Origin of the sequence: Oenococcus kitaharae, assembly GCF_025758695.1 — a bacterium.
Classification (GTDB): domain Bacteria; phylum Bacillota; class Bacilli; order Lactobacillales; family Lactobacillaceae; genus Oenococcus; species Oenococcus kitaharae_A.
Window position 1 is genome coordinate 488,816 of record NZ_JANJQP010000001.1, and the last position, 20,226, is coordinate 509,041.

Annotated in this window: 21 protein-coding genes; 3 read left to right on the forward strand and 18 right to left on the reverse strand. The window is 42.6% G+C overall.

Features of this window, described 5'->3' with window-relative positions:
* Positions 1-13 precede the first annotated feature (13 nt).
* The gene (locus tag NRF22_RS02485; protein ID WP_007746187.1) at positions 14-1,384 is read right to left on the reverse strand and encodes a glycoside hydrolase family 1 protein; all 1,371 of its coding nucleotides are present in this window, start codon (positions 1,382-1,384) and stop codon (positions 14-16) included.
* Positions 1,385-1,588: 204 nt separating this feature from the next.
* Between NRF22_RS02485 and NRF22_RS02490 the strand changes: the two genes are divergently transcribed.
* Both NRF22_RS02490 and NRF22_RS02495 read left to right on the forward strand, forming a co-directional pair.
* A complete protein-coding gene (locus NRF22_RS02490; RefSeq protein WP_263779090.1) occupies positions 1,589-2,311 on the forward strand; it encodes a GntR family transcriptional regulator in 723 nt (240 codons plus the stop codon).
* A gap of 92 nt (positions 2,312-2,403) precedes the next feature.
* Positions 2,404-2,631: a hypothetical protein gene (locus NRF22_RS02495; RefSeq protein WP_263779091.1), complete on the forward strand. Its 228-nt coding sequence runs from the start codon at positions 2,404-2,406 to the stop codon at positions 2,629-2,631.
* A gap of 262 nt (positions 2,632-2,893) precedes the next feature.
* Here the strand turns inward: NRF22_RS02495 and NRF22_RS02500 are convergent, their stop codons facing one another.
* Positions 2,894-3,487, reverse strand: coding sequence for a TetR/AcrR family transcriptional regulator (locus tag NRF22_RS02500; protein WP_263779092.1), 594 nt, complete (start codon positions 3,485-3,487; stop codon positions 2,894-2,896).
* Positions 3,488-3,654: 167 nt separating this feature from the next.
* Here NRF22_RS02500 and NRF22_RS02505 point away from each other — a divergent pair, with 167 nt between their 5' ends.
* Positions 3,655-5,499 (forward strand): MFS transporter, encoded by a 1,845-nt coding sequence (locus tag NRF22_RS02505; RefSeq protein ID WP_263779093.1) that lies wholly within the window; start codon positions 3,655-3,657, stop codon positions 5,497-5,499.
* 39 nt (positions 5,500-5,538) lie between these two features.
* Here the strand turns inward: NRF22_RS02505 and NRF22_RS02510 are convergent, their stop codons facing one another.
* The 16 genes from NRF22_RS02510 to NRF22_RS02585 all read right to left on the reverse strand — a co-directional run bounded on the left by NRF22_RS02510 (position 5,539) and on the right by NRF22_RS02585 (position 20,204).
* The gene (locus NRF22_RS02510) at positions 5,539-6,255 is read right to left on the reverse strand and encodes an ATP-binding cassette domain-containing protein (RefSeq protein WP_263779094.1); all 717 of its coding nucleotides are present in this window, start codon (positions 6,253-6,255) and stop codon (positions 5,539-5,541) included.
* Entirely contained in the window at positions 6,255-7,022 is a 768-nt protein-coding gene (locus NRF22_RS02515; RefSeq protein WP_007746179.1) for an ABC transporter permease subunit, read from the reverse strand. The genes NRF22_RS02510 and NRF22_RS02515 overlap by 1 nt, the downstream gene beginning before the upstream one ends.
* Complete coding sequence (locus NRF22_RS02520; RefSeq protein WP_263779095.1) at positions 7,022-8,038, reverse strand: aliphatic sulfonate ABC transporter substrate-binding protein; 1,017 nt, start codon at positions 8,036-8,038, stop codon at positions 7,022-7,024. Before NRF22_RS02520 ends, NRF22_RS02515 begins: the two co-directional genes overlap by 1 nt.
* Positions 8,038-9,591 (reverse strand): AMP-binding protein, encoded by a 1,554-nt coding sequence (locus NRF22_RS02525; protein ID WP_263779097.1) that lies wholly within the window; start codon positions 9,589-9,591, stop codon positions 8,038-8,040. Before NRF22_RS02525 ends, NRF22_RS02520 begins: the two co-directional genes overlap by 1 nt.
* Complete coding sequence (locus NRF22_RS02530; RefSeq protein WP_263779098.1) at positions 9,567-10,730, reverse strand: acyltransferase family protein; 1,164 nt, start codon at positions 10,728-10,730, stop codon at positions 9,567-9,569. The genes NRF22_RS02525 and NRF22_RS02530 overlap by 25 nt, the downstream gene beginning before the upstream one ends.
* A 366-nt stretch (positions 10,731-11,096) precedes the next feature.
* A complete protein-coding gene (locus NRF22_RS02535; RefSeq protein ID WP_263779099.1) occupies positions 11,097-11,633 on the reverse strand; it encodes a hypothetical protein in 537 nt (178 codons plus the stop codon).
* A gap of 154 nt (positions 11,634-11,787) precedes the next feature.
* Positions 11,788-12,438 carry a bifunctional 2-keto-4-hydroxyglutarate aldolase/2-keto-3-deoxy-6-phosphogluconate aldolase gene (locus NRF22_RS02540; protein WP_263779100.1) on the reverse strand — a complete coding sequence of 217 codons (651 nt, stop codon included), beginning with the start codon at positions 12,436-12,438 and terminating at the stop codon, positions 11,788-11,790.
* 26 nt (positions 12,439-12,464) lie between these two features.
* Complete coding sequence (gene hxlB / locus NRF22_RS02545) at positions 12,465-13,007, reverse strand: 6-phospho-3-hexuloisomerase (protein WP_263779101.1); 543 nt, start codon at positions 13,005-13,007, stop codon at positions 12,465-12,467.
* Positions 13,004-13,627: an orotidine 5'-phosphate decarboxylase / HUMPS family protein gene (locus tag NRF22_RS02550; RefSeq protein ID WP_263779102.1), complete on the reverse strand. Its 624-nt coding sequence runs from the start codon at positions 13,625-13,627 to the stop codon at positions 13,004-13,006. The genes hxlB and NRF22_RS02550 overlap by 4 nt, the downstream gene beginning before the upstream one ends.
* Positions 13,605-14,588 carry a sugar kinase gene (locus NRF22_RS02555; RefSeq protein WP_263779103.1) on the reverse strand — a complete coding sequence of 328 codons (984 nt, stop codon included), beginning with the start codon at positions 14,586-14,588 and terminating at the stop codon, positions 13,605-13,607. The genes NRF22_RS02550 and NRF22_RS02555 overlap by 23 nt, the downstream gene beginning before the upstream one ends.
* A 6-nt stretch (positions 14,589-14,594) precedes the next feature.
* A complete protein-coding gene (locus tag NRF22_RS02560; RefSeq protein ID WP_263779104.1) occupies positions 14,595-15,884 on the reverse strand; it encodes a gluconate:proton symporter in 1,290 nt (429 codons plus the stop codon).
* Positions 15,881-16,624, reverse strand: coding sequence for a sugar phosphate isomerase/epimerase family protein (locus NRF22_RS02565; protein WP_263779105.1), 744 nt, complete (start codon positions 16,622-16,624; stop codon positions 15,881-15,883). The genes NRF22_RS02560 and NRF22_RS02565 overlap by 4 nt, the downstream gene beginning before the upstream one ends.
* 9 nt (positions 16,625-16,633) lie before the next feature.
* A complete protein-coding gene (locus NRF22_RS02570; protein WP_263779106.1) occupies positions 16,634-16,891 on the reverse strand; it encodes a hypothetical protein in 258 nt (85 codons plus the stop codon).
* Positions 16,892-17,030: 139 nt separating this feature from the next.
* Positions 17,031-18,047, reverse strand: a complete 1,017-nt coding sequence (locus NRF22_RS02575; RefSeq protein WP_263779107.1) for a LacI family DNA-binding transcriptional regulator — start codon at positions 18,045-18,047, stop codon at positions 17,031-17,033.
* Positions 18,048-18,184: 137 nt separating this feature from the next.
* Positions 18,185-19,429, reverse strand: coding sequence for an NRAMP family divalent metal transporter (locus tag NRF22_RS02580; protein ID WP_412178709.1), 1,245 nt, complete (start codon positions 19,427-19,429; stop codon positions 18,185-18,187).
* A gap of 25 nt (positions 19,430-19,454) precedes the next feature.
* On the reverse strand, positions 19,455-20,204 hold the full coding sequence (locus NRF22_RS02585) for a LamB/YcsF family protein (protein WP_263779109.1): 750 nt from the start codon (positions 20,202-20,204) through the stop codon (positions 19,455-19,457).
* Positions 20,205-20,226: the final 22 nt, after the last annotated feature.

Here is a 20,226-nt window from a genome sequence, read left to right on the forward strand (position 1 = left end):
AATTACCTCCTTTTTAGAGATCTTCGCCATTGGAACGCGTTACTCGTTGAAACCAGGCATAGCTCTTCTTTGGTACCCGCTTCAAATCACGGAGATCATGATTACTGCGATTCACGTACACGAGGCCATATCTTTTTTCGACATCCCCTTTTGAACTCGGAATATCAATCAGGCCCCAACCGAGATAGCCGATCACATCAGCACCATCTTTAACAGCACGTTTCAATGCCTGAATGTGCAAACGATGATAGTCGATGCGATAATCATCGTCAATTTGATGCTCGCCATCCCACACCTCACGCATACCAATGCCATTTTCTATTGGAAAGATGGGTAGATTGGTACGATTATAAAGGTCCATCAAAATACCGTAAAAACCTTCCGGATCGATCTGCCATCCCCACTCATTTGTGCGAAGAGCCGGATTGAGTTCGGCACCAAAATCACCATAAAAATTCGGTACGGTTGCGATCGGAATTTTTGCCGCAGAAATGGTCGTGCTTGTGTAATAACTGAAGCTGATAAAATCGCTGCGTGTCTGAGCAATTTCAGCAAGCTCGCTCGGTTCTAAAATGTCATCGAGGTGTTTCTGAACCATAAAGGACGTGACTTCAGGTAAATATTGGCCTTTAACAAACACGTTAAGCAGATTGAAATCACCGAAAGTCATAAATTTACGCGCAGCTTCCACATCCGCTGGCAAAGACGATGCAGGATACACTTCTTGAAAAGCCAGCATGCCGCCAATTTTTAGATCCGGTTTTTGCGAGTGAATGTAATTCGCCAAACGAGCATGAGCCAGCATAGTATTATGCTGAATCTGATACAGTTCCCTTAACGTTTCTTCGCCATGAAGATAGCCACTGCTAGTAAATGCGAATTTTAAGCTGAAACAATTTTGTTCATTGAAACTAAGCCAATATTTCACGCGATCACCAAAATGATCAACCATCTTTTTTGCAAAACGTGTATAGGCTTCAACGACTTTTTTACTAACAAAACCGTTGTACTTCTCAGCAAGAGCTAAGGGCATGTCAAAATGATAAAGACACACCATTGGTTGAACGCCTTTAGCTAAAAGCTCGTCAATCAGCCGATCATAAAAATCGATGCCAGCTTGGTTGAAATCTCCTTCGCCATCGGGCTGAACACGGCTCCAAGAGATTTGAAAACGATAAAAATTCATCCCCAAATCCTGCATCAGAGAAATATCTTCTGAATAACGATGGTACTCGTCAATCGCGACCTTCCAATCAGATTGGTTAGGACCGGCCTTTTTAATGTCATAAACGGATCTGCCCTTGCCATCTTCGTTCCAGGCGCCTTCCGTCTGCATACTAGAGGTGGAATTGCCCCAGAAAAAGCCTTGCTTGAGTTCCCCCATATTGCCTCCTTCTTTGTAATCATTCATTCATTCTTTGGAAGCGCTTACAATGATTACAAATTAATTATATGACCATGTGGAAAATATGTAAACTCTTTTATTTATGTTGTAAATACATTTATTTTTGAAATTAGATAAATTCTTTGGATTGTGATCAATTATTTGTCATAATGGAGCAGAATTAATCGTAGAAAGGTTAAGTGCATGGCAAAATACATTGAAATCGCAAATCAATTAAGATCGGATATTAGTCAACACAAATTCAGCCAAGATCAACCTTTCCCCGATCAATTAGACTTGGCCAACCGATTTTCAACAAGCAGAATGACAGTACAAAAATCATTAAATATATTGCGCGCCGAAGGTTTGATATATAGTCGCCAAGGATCGGGTACTTTTGTTTCAAAAAATGCTGATCTCATTGTTCAATCTGACTTCGGCGTTGATCAGTATGTTGGTACAAGTACACTTTTAGGAGACCAGCATCAAATTGAAAGTCAAGTAATTAAATTCGAAATTCGTTATCCTAATGATTCTGAACAGATTGCACTGCGTCTTAATGACAAAGAATTAATCTATGATATTATTCGTCAACGAGTTGTTGATAAAGAACCCTATGCTTTGGAATACAGTAAAATGCCTGTCAAGGTAATTCCGGGACTTGATGATAAAGTGCTGCACGCATCTATTTATGGCTATATCCAGAATGATCTCAAGTTAAAAATCGGCTCGGCCTTCAGGAAGATCAGTGCAGATAAAGCAAACTCAAACGATGAAAAATACCTGAAATGCGGTCCCATGGATCCCGTTTTAGAGGTAACACAGACCGTTTTTCTCAACACAGGCATCCCCTTTGAGTTTTCGAGTACGCGGCACCGATATGACCAAGGCAGCGTGACTGTTTTTGTCAAATCAAAACTAGAGTAAAATCGCTCAATTTCAGATCATATTTAATCTCCATTTTACTTTAGGCACATACAATATCTGCATCAGCGATCAACTGACGAGAGGAGAATCACATGAAATTAATCAACACGATGCGTTTATTAAACAAGTTTCATCACGAAAAGAACTCAGCTTTTGACCAGTCTGCTTTGCAAGTTGCCGATCGAAAGATTGTCAGCGGGATTGAATTGCTGATTGAGATTATCAAAAATACAATCTATGTTATTCCCATCAGCATCATCTACAGCTACCAGCCAGTGCGCGTTCGTGTGAGACACGATAACCATAAGCAGCTCAACTAACAAACAGCAAAAATTAAAAACGTCTCCCTTTTGGAGGCGTTTTTTTGTATAAACATAACTTCTAGCCGCTTGTTTGGCTAAAAGGAAAGCACATGAATATTAGTTGGCTGTCGGCTAGAAAGTGTGTCGCAATAAAGCAAGAAATCCACTCGAATACAGATATCCAATATTAAAATCAGTGTTTTTTCATCTTCGCTGCCCCTGCTTTCATTAAATTAGGTTTTGTACTAACATTTTCAGATATTTGGCTACTAGCGTTTTGTTAGAAATATTCAGCTTTATCCTCTCGGTCGAGGCTATCAGCTAACTGGCGCGCAGCTGCAAGCATGGCTTTTTTAATTTCTTCAGGTGGCTCAGGTTTTTCTTGTTCAAGCCAAAGGCGCAATACATTCGTCAATCCACCTAATTGAAAGGCCATCGCATAAGCCATTTGCATCTGGCTGCCTTCAACATGCCAAGGAGCTGCAAACTCGCGATAATGAGGTGTAGCTTGGCTTTGCCAGATAACAATCATATGATCAAATAATCCTTGTCTAATTAATAATCGAAGTGCTTTTCTCTGTTCCCACCAAAAATGCAGAAAAATATCAAAAGTTCTATCCAGCATCATCTCACCAGACTGCGGCTTTTGTTGGACTAATTGTTGAAAATAACCCTCAAAAAGACAATGACAGTAATAATCAATTAAATCTTCTTTATCTTTAAAAGAATGATAAAAAGTCTTACGAGAAAGTTGTGCTTTTTCGGCAATCTCTGTGATGGAAATGTCACGGTAATTTTCTTTTTCCATCAAAGCGATGAAGGCTTCACTCAACCACTTTTTTGATTGTTCTACAATTCTTTGTTTGCCGTTCATGACACAAGTTGTCTCCTATCGCATCGGTAACATATCCAGGCAATCTGACTCACTTGACGAAAATTCGTTGCTTGGCTTGCCTGCTTTGATTATACTAAAAAAAGCGTTAAATGGTAACAAATGTTTCTTATATACTCATTCGTTACCGGAAAGAGAGAACTATTTCAATGTCAAAATTTGTTAAGAGTCTTAGTTTTATTGGCTTGACGATTGCCATGTTCATGGGTACCTTGGATAGTACAATTGTTAACATTGCCCTACCAAAAATTATGACGCATTTTAATGCCAGCCTAGCTAATACAAGCTGGGTCACGACGATTTATACCTTAGCCTTGGCAGTCTTTATGATCACGACTTCGAAAATAGCCGATCGTTATGGGCGTAAAAAAATTATGCTGCTGGGTCTCCTTTTGTTTGGTGGATTTTCTGCTGCTTGTATGATGGCTAATTCCTTAACGGAACTGATTATTTTCCGTTTTTTTCAAGGAATTGGCGGCGCCATCATTACACCAATCGTCCTACCCATGATGGTCGTAGTCTTTGGTCAAGAAAACATGTCAAAAGTTGCCAGCGTTGTCGGGGCCATCACAGCCTTAGCTGCAGCTGGTGGACCGCCAATTGGCGGCATTATTCTTCAAAATGCTTCCTGGCGCTGGATTTTTGGCATTAACGTGCCGCTGACGCTGATTTCCTTTGTAATCGTGATGATTTGGATCAAAGAATCCTACGATGAAAGTCTGGCTGGGAAAATCGATATCCTTGGCACCATCTTTATCACTTTAGGATTAGCAGGGATCACCTTCGGACTGTTAGAAGGCCGCGAATATGGCTGGCATTCAAGTCTGATTTTAGGATCCTTATTCGGCGGTCTCGCGGCAATTATCTTATTTGTGCTGATTGAAAAGAAAGTCACCAATCCCCTTTTGGAATTGGATTTGTTTCGCGAAAAAACGCTCAGTGCTTCCAGCTTTGTTTATTTTTTAACCGGTTTTGCCTTAGTCAGCCCGCTTCTGATCTTGAATTATTTTCTACAAAATGTTTTAAACTATTCAGCACTTAGCGCGGCCTTAATTATCATCCCCGTCTCTTTAACCATCACAGTGGCAATGCCGCTAGGAACCAAATTATTCAATCGGGTCGGCGCTGTGCCAGTCACTTTCTTGGGATTGCTGATCACAGCTGCTAGTCTTCTGTGTTTATCATTTATTAAGACAACGACACCCAGAGCAGTCATGGTTGTGTTTTTAATTATCAACGGCGTCGGCTTTGGCTTTTCTTCTGTCTCTTTAGTGGCTTCCGTCAAACATCTGCCCGAAAATAAAAACGGCATTGGATCCGGCATCGTGAATGCTGCACGCCAAATTGGTACTTGTCTTGGAGCCGCCATTCTTGTGACGGCTTTAGATACTAATATCAATGGCGCTAAAACGCAAGTCCATCGTCGTGCCGATCACATTGTGAACCAGCAACAGCTTTCTCCGCGAGTTAAGACAACAGCTCACAAGGAATTGAAAAAAATGTTTGCCAGCTCCAATTCAGCAAAACTAGCCGGCAGCAAAGCACAGAAACAATTACGGCTTGCTCTGACAGCTGCTGCTAAGTCCCAGGAACAGCTGCCTGAACCTGCAAAAAACTCTGATTTGCATCGCCTTTATCAAGCTGAATCACAAATCAACCACGCGCATAAGCTTATCGAACAGGGCAGTCTGCAATTAACGAAAAGTTTAGCGGCAACTGGATCGGGGAATCCAGTCCTGGCACAGGCAGCTGTCCTTTCTCAAGGGCTGACGCAAGGCAATCTAAAAATTGTCCAAGGTCAGGCAAAACTGCTGACCGGAATTAAGTTGTTAGCACAAAAAGAAGCCTTGAAATCAGTTTTGAATCAAGTCAAACAGACAAAAAACGACAAAATCAGTCAGGCTTTTAGTCAAACTTATCTATTAAGTGCCTTGATTATTCTGTGTCTATCTCCTGTCGCCTTGTGGACGGATCGCAAAAAAGACAAGCAATAATAGCTTGTCTTTTTTAATACTTTGACATGATGAATCAGCTTATTGCTGCATAATCTGATCTAAGATCAATTCAACATTTTTCTGTAAGGCACTGTCATTTAGTTTCCGCGGACGTGGTAAATCGGTTAGATCAATTGGCTGACTGACTTGATGATCGTGCACAATGACCACGCGATCTGCCAGACGGACAGCTTCTTCGACATCATGTGTGACTAAAATTGCGGTAAAGCCATACTTTTTCCAGATACTTTCAATCAGTTTCTGCATATTCAGCCTGGTTAGCGCGTCCAAAGCACCAAGTGGTTCATCCAATAGCAGCAGTTCTGGTTGAGAGATTAAGGCTCTGGCTAAGGCAACACGCTGCCGTTCACCACCAGATAGGCTGACTGGAAAAACATCAGCCTTATCTTTTAATCCTACGGCATCCAACAAATCCAGAGCACGTTCTTTGGTACTATTTTGTGAACCCAGCAGAATATTATTCAGGACGTTCTTCCAAGGCAGCAGACGGCCGTTTTGAAACATAATCCGGGTCGTCTTGGACACGGTTTCCAACACGTTGCCATGCTCTGTGACTTGACCACTTGTCGCCGATTCCAAACCGGAAATCATGCGCAGCAAAGTCGTTTTCCCACCGCCGGATTCACCGACAATCGCTGTAAATGATCCAGTCGGAAAAGCCAGATTGACCTTCTCGACAACCGTCTTGCTGCTGTAAGTCTTGGTCAAGTCTTTGATTTCGATTAAATTCGTCATCAGGCAGCCACTCTCCTTTCACGCCATGAGAGCAGTTCGTCTTCGAGGAATTTAGCGATCGAATCAGACAGCTTGCCGAGCAGTGCATAAATGATCACGACAAGAATAATCGTCCGAGTATTGGCAAACTGCTGGGCGTCCATGGCCATGTAGCCGAGTCCGGAACGCGCATTAATCTGTTCGGACACGATCAAAGTCGTCCACATAACGCCTAAAGCAAATCGCAGGCCGACGAGAATGTTTGGCAAAGCAGCCGGCACGATAATATCTTTGAACATCTGCCATTTGGAAAACTGGTAAACGCGGCCCATCTCGATTAATTCCGGATCGACATCTTTGATGCCGGAATAAGTGTTGATATAAATGGGAAACATGACACCCAACGATACCAACAGGATTTTGGCCGGTTCGCCGATGCCGAACCACAAAATGAAAAGTGGTACTAAAGCTAGATGGGGAATGTTTCGAATCATCTGAATCGAAGAATCAAACACTGAGCGGGAAACTTTTGACAAACCGTTTGCCAGGCCGAAGATAAATCCGATCGATCCGCCTAACAGCAGGCCGGCAGTCGCACGATACAGCGACACGGCGATATTACGCGGCAGACGGCCGTTATTCCACAAAGTGATTGCCTGCTGAATCACCTGCAGCGGACTGGGAAGAACATTATCTCGCAAAATACCGACCATGGATGAAACTTGCCAAAGAACAATAATCAAGACCGGTAAGCTGTAGGGAATTATTTTCAAAAATGTTTTTTTCATCAGTCACTCCCCAGATCGATAAAGGCATTTTTCACCCGAACACGGCGATCGATCATCTTATTTTTATAAAGCAGATCAGCGATATCTTGCTGTTCATTAACAATAGCCGGATCTGTCAAATTAGACATGCCATAAGTCCGACGGCCGACCTGTAGGCGAGCAACACGCTGGCTTAAGCCAAGATCCTTTGTAAACTGCCGAATCAGCAGTGCGTGATTATTGTTTGCCCAAGTCATCGTAGTCTGAGCATCGCGATTCAATAAACGCAGCAGATCTTTATGCTTGTTTGCCCAAGAACGAGTCGAGGTGAAGAAATTATGGTCGCCTGAGAGGCCCTTAGCATTAGCTAGAACTTGGGCATCATCTTCAACCTGAGCGGCGGCAGAAAAGGGATCCCAAGTGACCCAAGCATCGACCCGCCCGGTCTTGAAAGCAGTACCAGCTGCAGATTGATTCAGGTTCACGGCATTGACATCACTCAGTGTTAAATCAGCACTCTGCAGTGCTTTTAACAATAAATAAGTCGAAGCTGTACCAAAGCCGTAGGCAATCCGTTTACCGCGCAAATCACTGAGATTGCTGATGGTCGAATCTTTCGGGACCAGAATCATCGAGGCACGATATTTGGAAACGGTCGCCGCTACATAGACGATGTCCGAACCACCTGCCTGCGAGACGACTGGCGGCGTATTTCCGGTACGGGCAAAACGAATGTGGTGGCTAGTCAAAGCTGACAGCATCGTCGGTCCATCCTGAAAATTAGTCCAACGGATACGATAACCTAATTTCCTTGCATCGCTTGCAAACTGGCCATTAATCCTGACCAGATCCGCTTCATCCCCACGCTGGTAACCAAAATTGATCACCTTCAGTTTCCGATCACCAGCACTACCGCTTTGCTGATTGCCGCCCCGCAGATTCTCAGACTGAATGATGAAAAAACCTTCTATAGCGACAACAAGCCATAAGATTGCCAGCAAACCGTAAACTATTTTTTTTACACGATGCCTTTTCATTAGTATTTTTCCAATCCAGTTTCTTGGCTCAATTTCTTTTTCAGAGCCGTGCGTTGAATTTTGCCCGTCGCGCCATGCGGCAGTTCAGTCATAAAGAAAACATATTTCGGAATTTTGAACTTTTCTTCGTTTTCAGCAACGATTTTGCGAATTTGATCCGCATAATTGGCCAACTGGTCGCGATCTTCAGCCAGCGTCTTCAAAACGATCACGGCAGCAACTGTTTCGCCATAAATGTCGTCCGGATAGCCGACAACAGCCGAACTTCCGATAAAATCAAGGCGGTCAATCACGTTCTCCACTTCATAAGGACTGATCTTATCACCGGATTTATTGATCATTTCTTTGCTTCGGCCCACAAGATATAAGAAACCGTCAGCATCAAAATGGCCCATATCGCCCGTCTTAAACCAGCCCTTTAAAAAGGAATCTTTGTCCCGGCCGTGCAGGTAAGCGGAAATTGTCCCCGGCCCCTGAATCCAGATATAACCGTCCTTACCGGTCGAGTAATCTTTTGTCAATTCAGCATTGGCAATCCGTACTTTAATGTTAAAAGGCTTCCCGGATGACCCTTCCGGACTCCTCAGTGGCGGCAGCGGATCAATGGAAATCTGGCTCGGCGCTTCCGTCATACCATAGGAATTTAAAATCGAGACGCCAAAACGCCGTTCGAATCTTTCCATGGCTGCAATCGGTAATGGTGCCGAAGCAGAACGGATGAAACGCATCTTCGTTAAATGTACCGGATCAATCGCGGTATTCAGTAGGATTGAAATAATCGCTGGCGCAGCAGTTACCCAAGTCGCGGCCTGTTCTTCAGCAATCGGCCAGAAACGATGAGCCGAAAAATGTTTTTGAACAATCAGCGAGCCGCCGGAAATCAAGGTCGAAATCAAGCCAATATGCTGCGCATTAATATGATGAAATGGCAGCGTGATATAAATCCGGTCTTGAGCCGTCAGCAAATGGCTTTGAATAATGTTTTCACCGGCTATGGCCATCTGTTCCTGACTCAACAAGACACCCTTAGGCTCGCTGGTCGTACCAGACGTGTACATGAGAATGCCTGAATGAGACGGAATCATATCGAATTTATCGATGGGATCGATGTGCTGCCACAAAGTCAATTTAATTTCCGTGTCGTCCGGGCCGAACTTTGTCAGCAGCCTCTCGGAAATGCCTTGAGCCGTTTCAGCAAAATAACCTGCATAATCAGGCGTCAGCACTGCTGCTTTATAATTGCGTTTTCTAAATTGCTCGATCGCGCGATTTTTAGGCATGGTTGGATTCATCGAATAAATATCCAAGCCAAGCTTCATCGCCGCGAGATAAACAATCACATAGGCCGCAGAATTCGGCAAAGCTAATAAGAGCAGATCGCCAGTCTCCAGACCGGCATCCTGCATCGTAGCCAGTGCCTGTTCAACGGATTTCAGCAACTGGGCATCAGTCAGCCAAATTTTCATATCGGCATCGTAGATTTTTTTCTTTTCTGGATTTTCTTCAATCCATTTAAATGTTGTTTCAACTAATTGTGACTGGTACTTTTCCATTTATTCCTCTGATTTAATGGTCTCCCGATAACATAATGAGCTACCGGCGTGTTATAGATCGTCCAGCATAGAAGACCGCTAAAAGCAATGACTGCTAGTGTTGCCACTGGCCAAATCAGCCAAAGCCAAGCTGAATTGGTCGTGACCTGTTCCAGTATCAAATCCAGAATCGTCAAGGCGACGGTCTGGCTCAGATACAAACCAAAAGCTATTTTCTGTGCCTTGGAAATAAAGGCAACAAACTTGGGATGCTTGTTGCTGATGACCAATTGATCGTACAAATGACCGACATAAAAGATGTTGGCAATAATGATAAAAGCGTACACGACAATCAAGGGCTGGTGAACTTCATAAGCCTTGCTGTAGCTGAGATGCAGCAGATTCACGTTGTAAAAATAATAAGCAAAGATGACCGGAATGCCGATCAGGGCTGCAATAAAAATCTTTTTAATGTTTGCCACAATCCACTTTTCGACGGCTTCATAGTGAATACCCGCCAAAGCACCAGCAATAAAATAGCCTTCATACGTGAGGACGAACATGCCATAACTTTGCAGCAGATACGGCCAGTTGCTCGTCGATAAATGAGGCATGACAAATTTTGTAAAAACGGTAATCAGAATTTCAATGGCAAAGGCATAAAAAAAGACTTGCAGATGCTTACCCTCAGTCTTTTTCAAGAGCAGCCTTAACAAGGGGTAAAGCATATACAACTGCAGCATAATCAGCAAAAAGTACATATAATAACCGCTACCATGAATGAGAAGATGCCAATATTGCAACCACCAATTTGAAGTCAGGATTTTTTCAGGATAGTGGGCAAGAAAATGGTAAAAAATGTTCCAAAAAAAATAAGGAATCAGCACCCAAAAATAGCGTCGTTTCCAAAAATTTAAAAGCTGCATCGGGCGGCGATAGGAATTAAGAAATAAGACCAAGCCTGAGACGAACATAAAACCCATGCGAGTAAAATGCATGGGCATGTGCAAAGCGCTGAGAAACAGAAACGGCGCAGAGCCGCTGGAGAATTTAAAAGTGAATTGTGTCGAAGTATGGATGGTCAGGACACCGACGATAAACAGCAGCCGCATTAGATCCACGCCATATATGTATTTACGTTTGCTACGATTGTCAGGCATTAATATCATCTTACTTAACGTTTGTGTACACGTTGGTAACATTTTTGTTTCATTCTGATTACTTTGCGCTTAGATTTCTCAGTGTTTTCTCAGAAATGCGAACGAAAAAGCAAGGGACACTCATCAGTGAGAGGATATCCCACCATTATTGACAGAGAGAGCTTCTTTTTCGTAATTTTGATAGTTGTTTGACAAGTCGATGTCAATTGAATTGAAGCCATACGCCAAATAGGATGCCAGAAAATTATTGCAATTTGGCTGGAATCACGATTCGGTTGGAGGAAATATTTGGTGTCCGCTGATTTTTAATCCGATCGGCTAATATTTCAGCAGCCGTCGCGCCCATGAGAAACGGATCTTGTTTGATCAGTTTTGAGTCAGGCAGAAGTCGTTTGACAATCGCCGTATCAGAAAAGGCCGTGATCGCGATATCTGGGGCAGAGAGCAGATCGTGATGCATAAAAGTTGGAAAAAAGCTAGCAAGAGACGTTCCTTTAAGAAAAAGAATAGTGTTTTGCGTTTGGCGGCACGATTTTTTGCGATCATGGCCAGTGCTTTCTTTTCGTTTTCTTTGATAAAGGGCCGTGAATTATCAATTTCTATCAGCGAGGCATTTGGAAAAATGGCTCGGATACCTGCCAGACGGTCCTCACGTGTCGAAGTGCCGACGATTGCTTCAGAAATCACGATACAATCGTCAAACTGCTGCTGACGAATAGGCAGCTGTCTGCTGAGAAATACTGTCAACGAGTCTGTCGGAGCAAAGCTCTGACTCGAGTCACGCGAATGATGCAGATTGAAAATCGCTTGATAAAAATCCGTGACCCTAACAATCTGTTGGTCATTCATAACCATCAAATAGATAAACATGTCCTTTTTTTCTGAGACATGTTTATAGAACAAACAAAAAAAGCCTAGCTGATAGACCTTTTTGTCTCTAGATTTGTAATGTTAAGGTATAGGCTCATGAAACAATAATGAGAGAGGAGTTGATTAACAAGATATATTCATTAGGTGAATGGATAAAAATGTTCTCATTGTTATATTTGCCAAAACTTCAATCATGTTTTATTTCATTAAGGCGATCCGAAAAATTTTGGGCATTTTGAGTAACTGCTTCATAGTTTCCTTCTTCTGCAGGTTTCGTTAAAGAGCCCCCAGTTCCAACGGCAACAACTCCCGCCTCGAACCACTCTGCCATATTGTCAATATTCACTCCACCAGTCGGCATTAAATTAGCTTGAGGAAGGGGACCTTTTTTGACAGCTGTTACCATTTTCGGAGTCGCTATGTCACCAGGAAAAAGCTTAATAATATCGACACCGCCAGCTAAGGCTCTTTGAATTTCCGATAATGATTGGGCACCCGCCAAATAAGGGACTGCATAGAGATTACAAATTTCCAGCACTTGTTTATCAAAAGAAGGTGAAACAATAAACTGGGCACCTGCTAGAATTGCAATTCGCGCCGAAATTGAGTCAAGAACTGTTCCAGCACCAATAATAACCGATGCATCATTAACATATTTTTCTGAGACTTTGTCAATTAATTTATCGGCGTGAGGAACAGTAAAAGTCAGCTCAATTGCTTTTATACCCCCCTTAACAACTGCATCAGCGGTTTTTTGAGCTTGTTCTACTGAATTTCCTCTGACAACAGCAACGATGCCATTGTCCATTAATTTTCTAAGTGTTTCAATCTTTTGCATCATATCTCTTGGGCCTTTCTAATAATTCACTCCATATTGCTATGAGTATTTTTAGCCGAGTCGTTACTGATATGGTCACGACGGCTCAATTTTAAAGTCAGAATATCTAAAGTAATGTGCGTTGTCTGATCGAACAGCGTACTTAATAACTGGATCGACTTCACACCATCGCCAGTCTTGGTGGCGCCCGGCACAACCAAAAGCTGATCGGAATTTTCTGCCAACGGTGAAGCTGCATTACTCGTCACGCCAATCACAGCAACACCGTTTTTATGCGCTTTTTCCGTCAACTCGACAATACTGCTAGTCGTACCTGAACCCGAGACACTGACCAAGACATCGTCCGGCGCAATTGATGGCGTAATCGTCTCGCCAATCACAAAGACCGTGTAGCCGATATGCATCAAACGCATAGCGAAGCCTTTAGCCATCAGGCCTGAACGTCCGGCACCGAGCACGAAAATTCGCTTGCTGGGCACAATCAGTTTTTCAGCCGCATCTAATTGCTGCTCATCAACATCTTCCATGACTGTTTTAATTTCATCTAATACTTGATCAATTAAGGTCATTTAATTACCTCCATAAATTCTTTTGCTGATGCTAATGGATCGTCAGAACCGGCAATAGCGCCGCCGACAATCACGATTTCTGTTAATCCTTGAGCTGCCAGGGCTTTAGCCGATGTTAAGTTAATGCCGCCCGCGACAGCCACGCGTTTGATAGACGGGAACTGCTCATGAAAAGCTGCTACCGAGTCCGTCGGAGCAAAGTTCTGACTCGAATCATGAGAATGGTGCAGGCCGAAAATTGCCTGATGAAAATCAGTAATCTGGGCAATTTGCTGCTCGCTCATGGCCATCAAATCAATAAACATGTCTTTTTTTCGGTCTTGGGCAACCTGGTAGGTCTTAGATAAAGTAGCATGATCCATCGCGCCCATGACCGTCAAAATATCGGCCTTTGCGTCAAAACCGGCCTTGAATTCGTAATCGCCTTCATCATTGGTCTTAATGTCAAGAAGTAGTTGTGCGTGATGCAACTGGGACTTCAAATCTTTTAAAGCTACAAAACCAAAATCCTTAATCGCTGATGTGCCGATTTCGATGATATCAACGACGGGGTCAAGGATTTTAGCCAAGGTAATCGTCTCGGCTAATGATTTTCTATCAATGGCTGCTTGTAATTTCATCTGTCTCTTCTACTCCTTGTGTCGCGTAAAAATCAGCTAATTCTTTTTTCGTTGGATAGCCATCATTGTCGCCAGGCGTCTGAACCTGCAGGCATCCAACGGCATTGCCACGCATAACAGCTGATTTTTGCGATTTGCCTTCTAGCAAAGCAGTGATATAGCCTAGAGCAAAACCATCACCTGCTCCTACGGTGTCGACAACTTGTGCCGCTTTAAAACCGTTGATAAAGTATCCTTCTTTTCCTTTGTTTTTAACGTAAGCCCCTTGAGGACCGACTTTAACAATGACGGTTTGGGTTTTCTCTGCTTGGAGGTAAAAATCCGCGATTGTCTCCGGGTCTCGAGTACCAATCAAAACTTCTCCTTCATTATCACCAGGTAAAACAACATCGGCAAAAGTAGCTAACTCATTAATTGTTTTAACCATTGTCTCCTCGTCTGGCCAAAGAGAGGGACGCAAATTCGGATCAAAAGTTGTGAAAATATGCTGTTCATTTAGCCGTTTGAACAAGCGGCGAAAGGAATTTTGCGCCGTTTTTGAAATAGCTGGAAAAATACCTGACATATGCGCGATTTTAACATCAGATAAATCAACTTGGTCAATAATATCGGGAGATAAGTGAGTTGCAGCCGAATTACGACGGAAATTATAGGTTGCAGGGTCTCCTTTGGTAACTTTTTGTTTTAGTTGGATGCCTGTCCAGTACTGATCATCAAAACTGATATAGTCAGAACCGACATTATTTGTGTCAATCTGATTTTTCACAAACTCTCCTAATGGTTCTTTCCCAACTCTTGAAATATATTCAGTTGAATGGCCCAGACGAGAAACGCCGATCGCAACATTTAATTCCGCACCACCAACGATTTTTTTAAAATTTTCTGCATGAGCTAGGTCAACATCTGCATCGATAGAAGCAAAAGTAGTTAATGGCTCACCAATTGTAATAAATTCACTCATTTTTATTTATCTCCCAAGAAATTGATAGACTAGAAATTCGTTAATAATAGACACAATCCACATGACCGGAATACCGTATTTCAACAGCTCTTTTGATTGGACTTTCATGTAGCCCAAGCCCCAGACGTTCCAAGACTGTGTGATATCAGTCGAGACAGCAAACAAAGTCGCCGTATAAAGTAGCGGAAGCAAAAAGCTGTCTGGGAATAAATGCATACCTGACAAGACGGCTGCTGTTGCTGCACCAGCGCCCCACACTTGTAGTGGTCCTCTAAACAAAGACAGGGGAGCAATAATCCCGATCAAAATACAAATAGCAAGAGTACTATGCGGCAGAATTACCTTGAAAATAGGTTGGAATCTTTCAGCATTCAAACTAGCAGCACCGGAAAACATCGTCAAAATTAGCAGAAACATAATCAGGCCGGCAATATTACCAATACCTTTTTGAATCGTGTCATTGATAAAAGACATCATCTTTTTATAGCCGCGCATTTTTCCTGTCAAAAGCATGGCTAAAATCGAAGCGACCACCAAAGAAGGAATCGCATCCCATTTAAAGATGATATTCATTGCTACTGGAACAACAGGAATAATCCAAGCAATAAGTGGTATTTTGGGTATTTCTACTTGTTGATCTGTCGCACCCACTTCCTGCAAATTTGCCGACGCCTTGTTTGGATCAAATTTATGTGCATGAATAGCCAAAAAGATAATCACCGCTAACAGCTGGACCAAGGTAGCACAAATGCCAAAAATTAAATACTTTCCGCCATAGATGGCCTTAGGGAAGAAGGCTTTCATCTGGTTAAAAAGCACAACATTAATATACATTGGTGCACCGATTGCCAATGCAAAAGCTGTTAATGCAATTGGACGTGGAACACCTACAGACAACAAGACAGGTAATAAGATAACACCAATCGCAATCACGGAACCAACGCCATAAGCACTAGAAAAAATCAAAGCCGTCACCAGAACAACTAGAATAGCTGTTATAAGCGGTCTCTTTTTGCCAAAACGACCAGTTGCGTGAGATATGGCTGGTGCTATACCAGATTCAACGAGTACCTGCCCGAACCAGGAACCGAAAATAATGTAGACAATTGTCGAACCATAATTAGCTACCGGTGTTGCAAAAACGTTCACTATCGCTTTCTGATAGGATATTCCACCAATCACAGTCCATAAAAGCGCCATGATGAAAAATCCCAGCATCAGGTTACCGCCTTTGAAAATATAGATAATAAAACCGACAAAAGTGACTAATAATAAACTGACAATTAACGTATTCATGACTGCTGTGCACCCCGCAAGATAGCTAATTCTTTTGCGATCCGCTGATTATCAGGCATTGGGAACTCCAAAGCCTGATCAGCATCTTTAGGCAGCAGTGCCATGATGGCTTGCCAATCAAACTGGCCATCATTTAAATCTTCGGTCGTAATTAATTGGCCATTTGTTTCTTTGACATTTTTAAAGTGAATGTAATCAGTGAAAGCAGCTAATTTTTTCGCGTTTTCAATGGCATCCCCTTGCGTATATGCCCAGTTTCCCAAATCATAGACATAACCAATCGACAAACCGGCATCTTTAGCAGCAATCAAAAAAGGCAGAAATTTGTCAATATGTCCGGAAACAGCTGTTTGATCGTTTTCAACATCAACTTTTAATGCAGTCGGAATATTCGCAAAAGCTGCTTTTAAATCTCCGGAAAAAGCCGCAAAATTACCCGTATTGAATTTGGCACGTTTTGCACCTAGGCTAAGACTTTCAGCATAATAAGCCGGCAATTTAGGATTCACAGAACCATCTTCTTCAAACAATTCATCAGGAATGCTTAAACTCACCTGCAGGCCTAGTGCTGCAGCCTTTTCTTTAATGGCTGCTGCCTCTCGATTGATATCCTTGAAATACTCATACCGCACTTCGACACCATCAGCGCCCAGTGCTTTCACGTCATCCAACAAGTCCAGCTGGCTCTGCCCGGCTTGAATCCGCTTCACAAAAATCAACGTATTTAAAAATGTTGTCATTTTCTCTCCTTAGTATTTATTCAATTGAGCTATTCTCGTCAATAATTCATCAAAACTCAAATCGGAGAATTTTTTATCTTCTTTGCTTACAAAATTCTGTGATTCATTCTTATCAAAATCTTGAACCAGATAATATGCTGTTAAGTAAGCCAGCAGTTGTTCTTTAGCTTTATCAACAAATTCGCTGACTGGAACATTTCCTTCAGCAACTGTTTTGCTAAAACTCAACGCAAACTTATCTGGATCAATAAAAGTTCTTTCCGCCATTTTTTCACCCCATAAAGAAAATAGAACTACTAAGAGAGCTTAATTTAATCGGTTTAGAATCTAAATAATAATTAGAGATACCGCTTACCTATTTTCTCCAACAAAAATAGTATCACTTTAAAATCAAAAAGGAAACCGCTTACCTCAATTTGGCCGAGATCACAATATTTTTTTTTGTGTTAAATTCCGTTGCGTTGTTTTTCAACTGATTCGATAAAATTTCAGCGGCGGTTGCTCCCATCAAAAATGGATTTTGTTTAATCATTTTGGACGCTGGCAATAATCCTTCAACAATCGTGGTATCAGAAAAAGCCGTAATCGCAACGTCCGGTGCTGAAAGCAAATTGTGATGTAGAAAAGTCGGAAAAAAAGCCAATAAGAGACGTTCCTTTAAAAAGAAGAATAGAGTTTTGTGTTTGGCAACTCGATCAGCTTTAACTATGTCCAGAACTTTTTTTTCGTTTTCTTTCATGAAAGGTCGAGAATTATCAATCTCAATCAGCTGGGACTCAGGGTAAATACTACGGATTCCGGCCAAACGGTCTTCACGCGTCGATGTGCCAGCAACTGCTTCAGAAATTACAACACACTTTATAAACCGCTGACGCAGAAAATAAGCAGCAGTCTTTTGGGAAACAGCTTTGTTGTTTGTCTCAACAGTGATCCAATCATTCGTGTGCAAATCACGATCCAAAATAATTGTCCGCAATTCTTTGCGAATCAGGCCTCTTAACTCGGGGTAATTATTGATTAAAGGTTGAATAATCAAGCCGTCAAACACTTGATGATTAATGATTTTTAAATTGGTCAGTTCCCTTTGCTTATCAGAATTGGAGTCAAACAAAATCGCAGTTAGACCATTCTGTTCCAAAACTGAACTGGCCCCTTTGAAAAATTCCGTCGAAAAATAATCGTCAATATCAGCTGCCACCACAGCGACCAGCTGACTAATATGCGTACTCAGCTGACGAGCCGTGGCATTGGCAACAAAACCCGTGTCCTGAATAATCTTTTCGATTTTATCAGCCGTCTCTTTGGACATACGGTTCATTTTGCCGTTCAGATAGCGTGAGATTGTCGCACTGGAAACACCGGCCAGTCGCGCAACTTCTTTAATTGTGATAGCGTGTTCTGTCTTACTTTTTTCGTTTGCCATAAAATCCATGATACAGTCCATTAAAACTGTATCTTCCATACTTATAACTGTAACGAAAAAGCCGCACAGCGATGACAATTTTTGAAAAATGCCATTAAAAAAAGCGTTCCTGTTGAGAACACTTTTCGACTAGTTAATTAGAACAATCCGATTAAGGTATTGATGCTGGCATAAGCCATAAAAATGACGACCAGCCAACCGGTATAAATTAAAAGCCGAGGATGGTGATAATCACCGATAATTTTTTCCTTGGTCGAGGCCAACAGCAAAATCGCCAAAGCAATTGGCAGAATAAAGCCATTTAATGTACCGACAACCACGAGCACTTGTGCCGGGCTGCCGATAAAGTAGAAGATCGCCGTAGAAACGACAATAAAGCCAATGATGATCCATTTGCGATATTGATTGTACTTGCTTTGCCCTTTGCTGCTGACGGCATAATCCAGAAATGAGGTGGACGTAAAAGTTGAACCCAATGTCGAGGTCATGCCAGCTGCCAGAAGCAGTAGTCCGAAGAAACGATAACCAAAATTACCGGCCGCGTATCTGAAAATTGAAGCAGCTGGATTGGTCGGATCCAGTTTGTCGCCTAAAACAACAACAGACAAGCCTGCCAAAAAGAGCATAACACGGATCACCGAGGCAATGCCGATACCAGTCAAGGCGCCTTCATTGACGTATTTAATGTTTTCCTTGCCCTTGAGCCCGCCTTCAAGCAGACGATGGCCGCCAGCAAATGAAATATAACCGCCGACTGTGCCGCCGACGATTGTGACAATCGCGTAAAAACTCAACTGTGTCGGAACAAAAGTGTGCTGAATTGCTGATTGATACGGGACTGCCATAACAGAAATGATATATATCAAGATGCCAATTTTAACGACAGCCAATAATTGCACCGTGCGATCCATAACGGTCAGTGCGTTTTTAACAACGAAAATACCGATCGCCACAGCAGCCGCAATCACGGCGCCGTTTTCCGGTGAAATACCGAATAAAACATTTAGTCCTAGTCCAGCACCACCGATATTGCCAATATTAAAAAACAGACCGCCCAGTGCAACGAGAAATGATAAAAGGTAACCCAGTCCGGGCAGGACTTCGTTTGCGATCACTTGGGCACGCTTGCCGCTGACGACGATAATGCGCCAGATATTCATCTGAACAATAATATCGACGATAATACAGACCAAAATCGCGAATCCGAAATTAGCACCCATCTGACCCGTAAAAGTGGCCGTTTGCGTCAAAAATCCTGGTCCGACAGCCGCCATCGCCATTAAGAAAGCGGCGCCCATCGCGATTGATCTTGCTGAATGTTTCATAGTTTGGGGCTGGTCAGCACTCACTTTGACCGTCCCTGTTTCCTCTTTATCTGCCATTTATGCTCTTCTTTCACAAAAAAATTTAAAAAGATTTAATTTGAATATTTGCTTCAGATAAAACGCTCCGGATTTTCTCCACGATTTCCAGAGCGGCTTTATTGTCGCCGTGCACACAGATTGAGTCGGCCTTTAAATTTAAGATACTGCCGTCAATCGTTTGAAGCGACTGTGTTTGAATCAGTTTTAAAACACGTTTTGCAATCAAGTCTGGATCTGTAATCACGGCATTTTCGTGGCTTCTCGCTACAAGACTGCCATCCGCTTCATAATTGCGGTCGGCGAATGCTTCTTGGGCATAAGGCAGGCCGATTTCTTGTGCTGCTTTAATCAATTGGCTGCCAGCCAAACCATAAATCGGCAGCCTAGGATCAACCGCTTGGATGCCTTGGCAAATTGCTAAAGCCAGCTCGTGATCTTTGGCAGCGCAATTATATAAAGCACCGTGCGGTTTGATATGGTGTAGATGGCCATTTTTTGTAAAAGCCTTTAAAGCACCAATCTGATAAATCACAAGATGTTTGACTTCATCGGGTGTCATTGCCATAAAACGACGGCCAAATCCCTGAGGGTCCGGATAAGAAGGATGAGCTCCAATTGCGGTCCCGGACGCTTGCGCTTTTGCAACGGTTTGGGCCATCACATCTGGATCACCAGCATGAAAACCGCAGGCAACATTGACAGAAGAAACTAGTTTGATGATTTGATCGTCGTTTCCCAAAGAATAACGGCCAAAACTTTCGCCTAAATCACTATTAAGGTCGATTGATTGCATTCATTTCCTCCTTTAAATGATC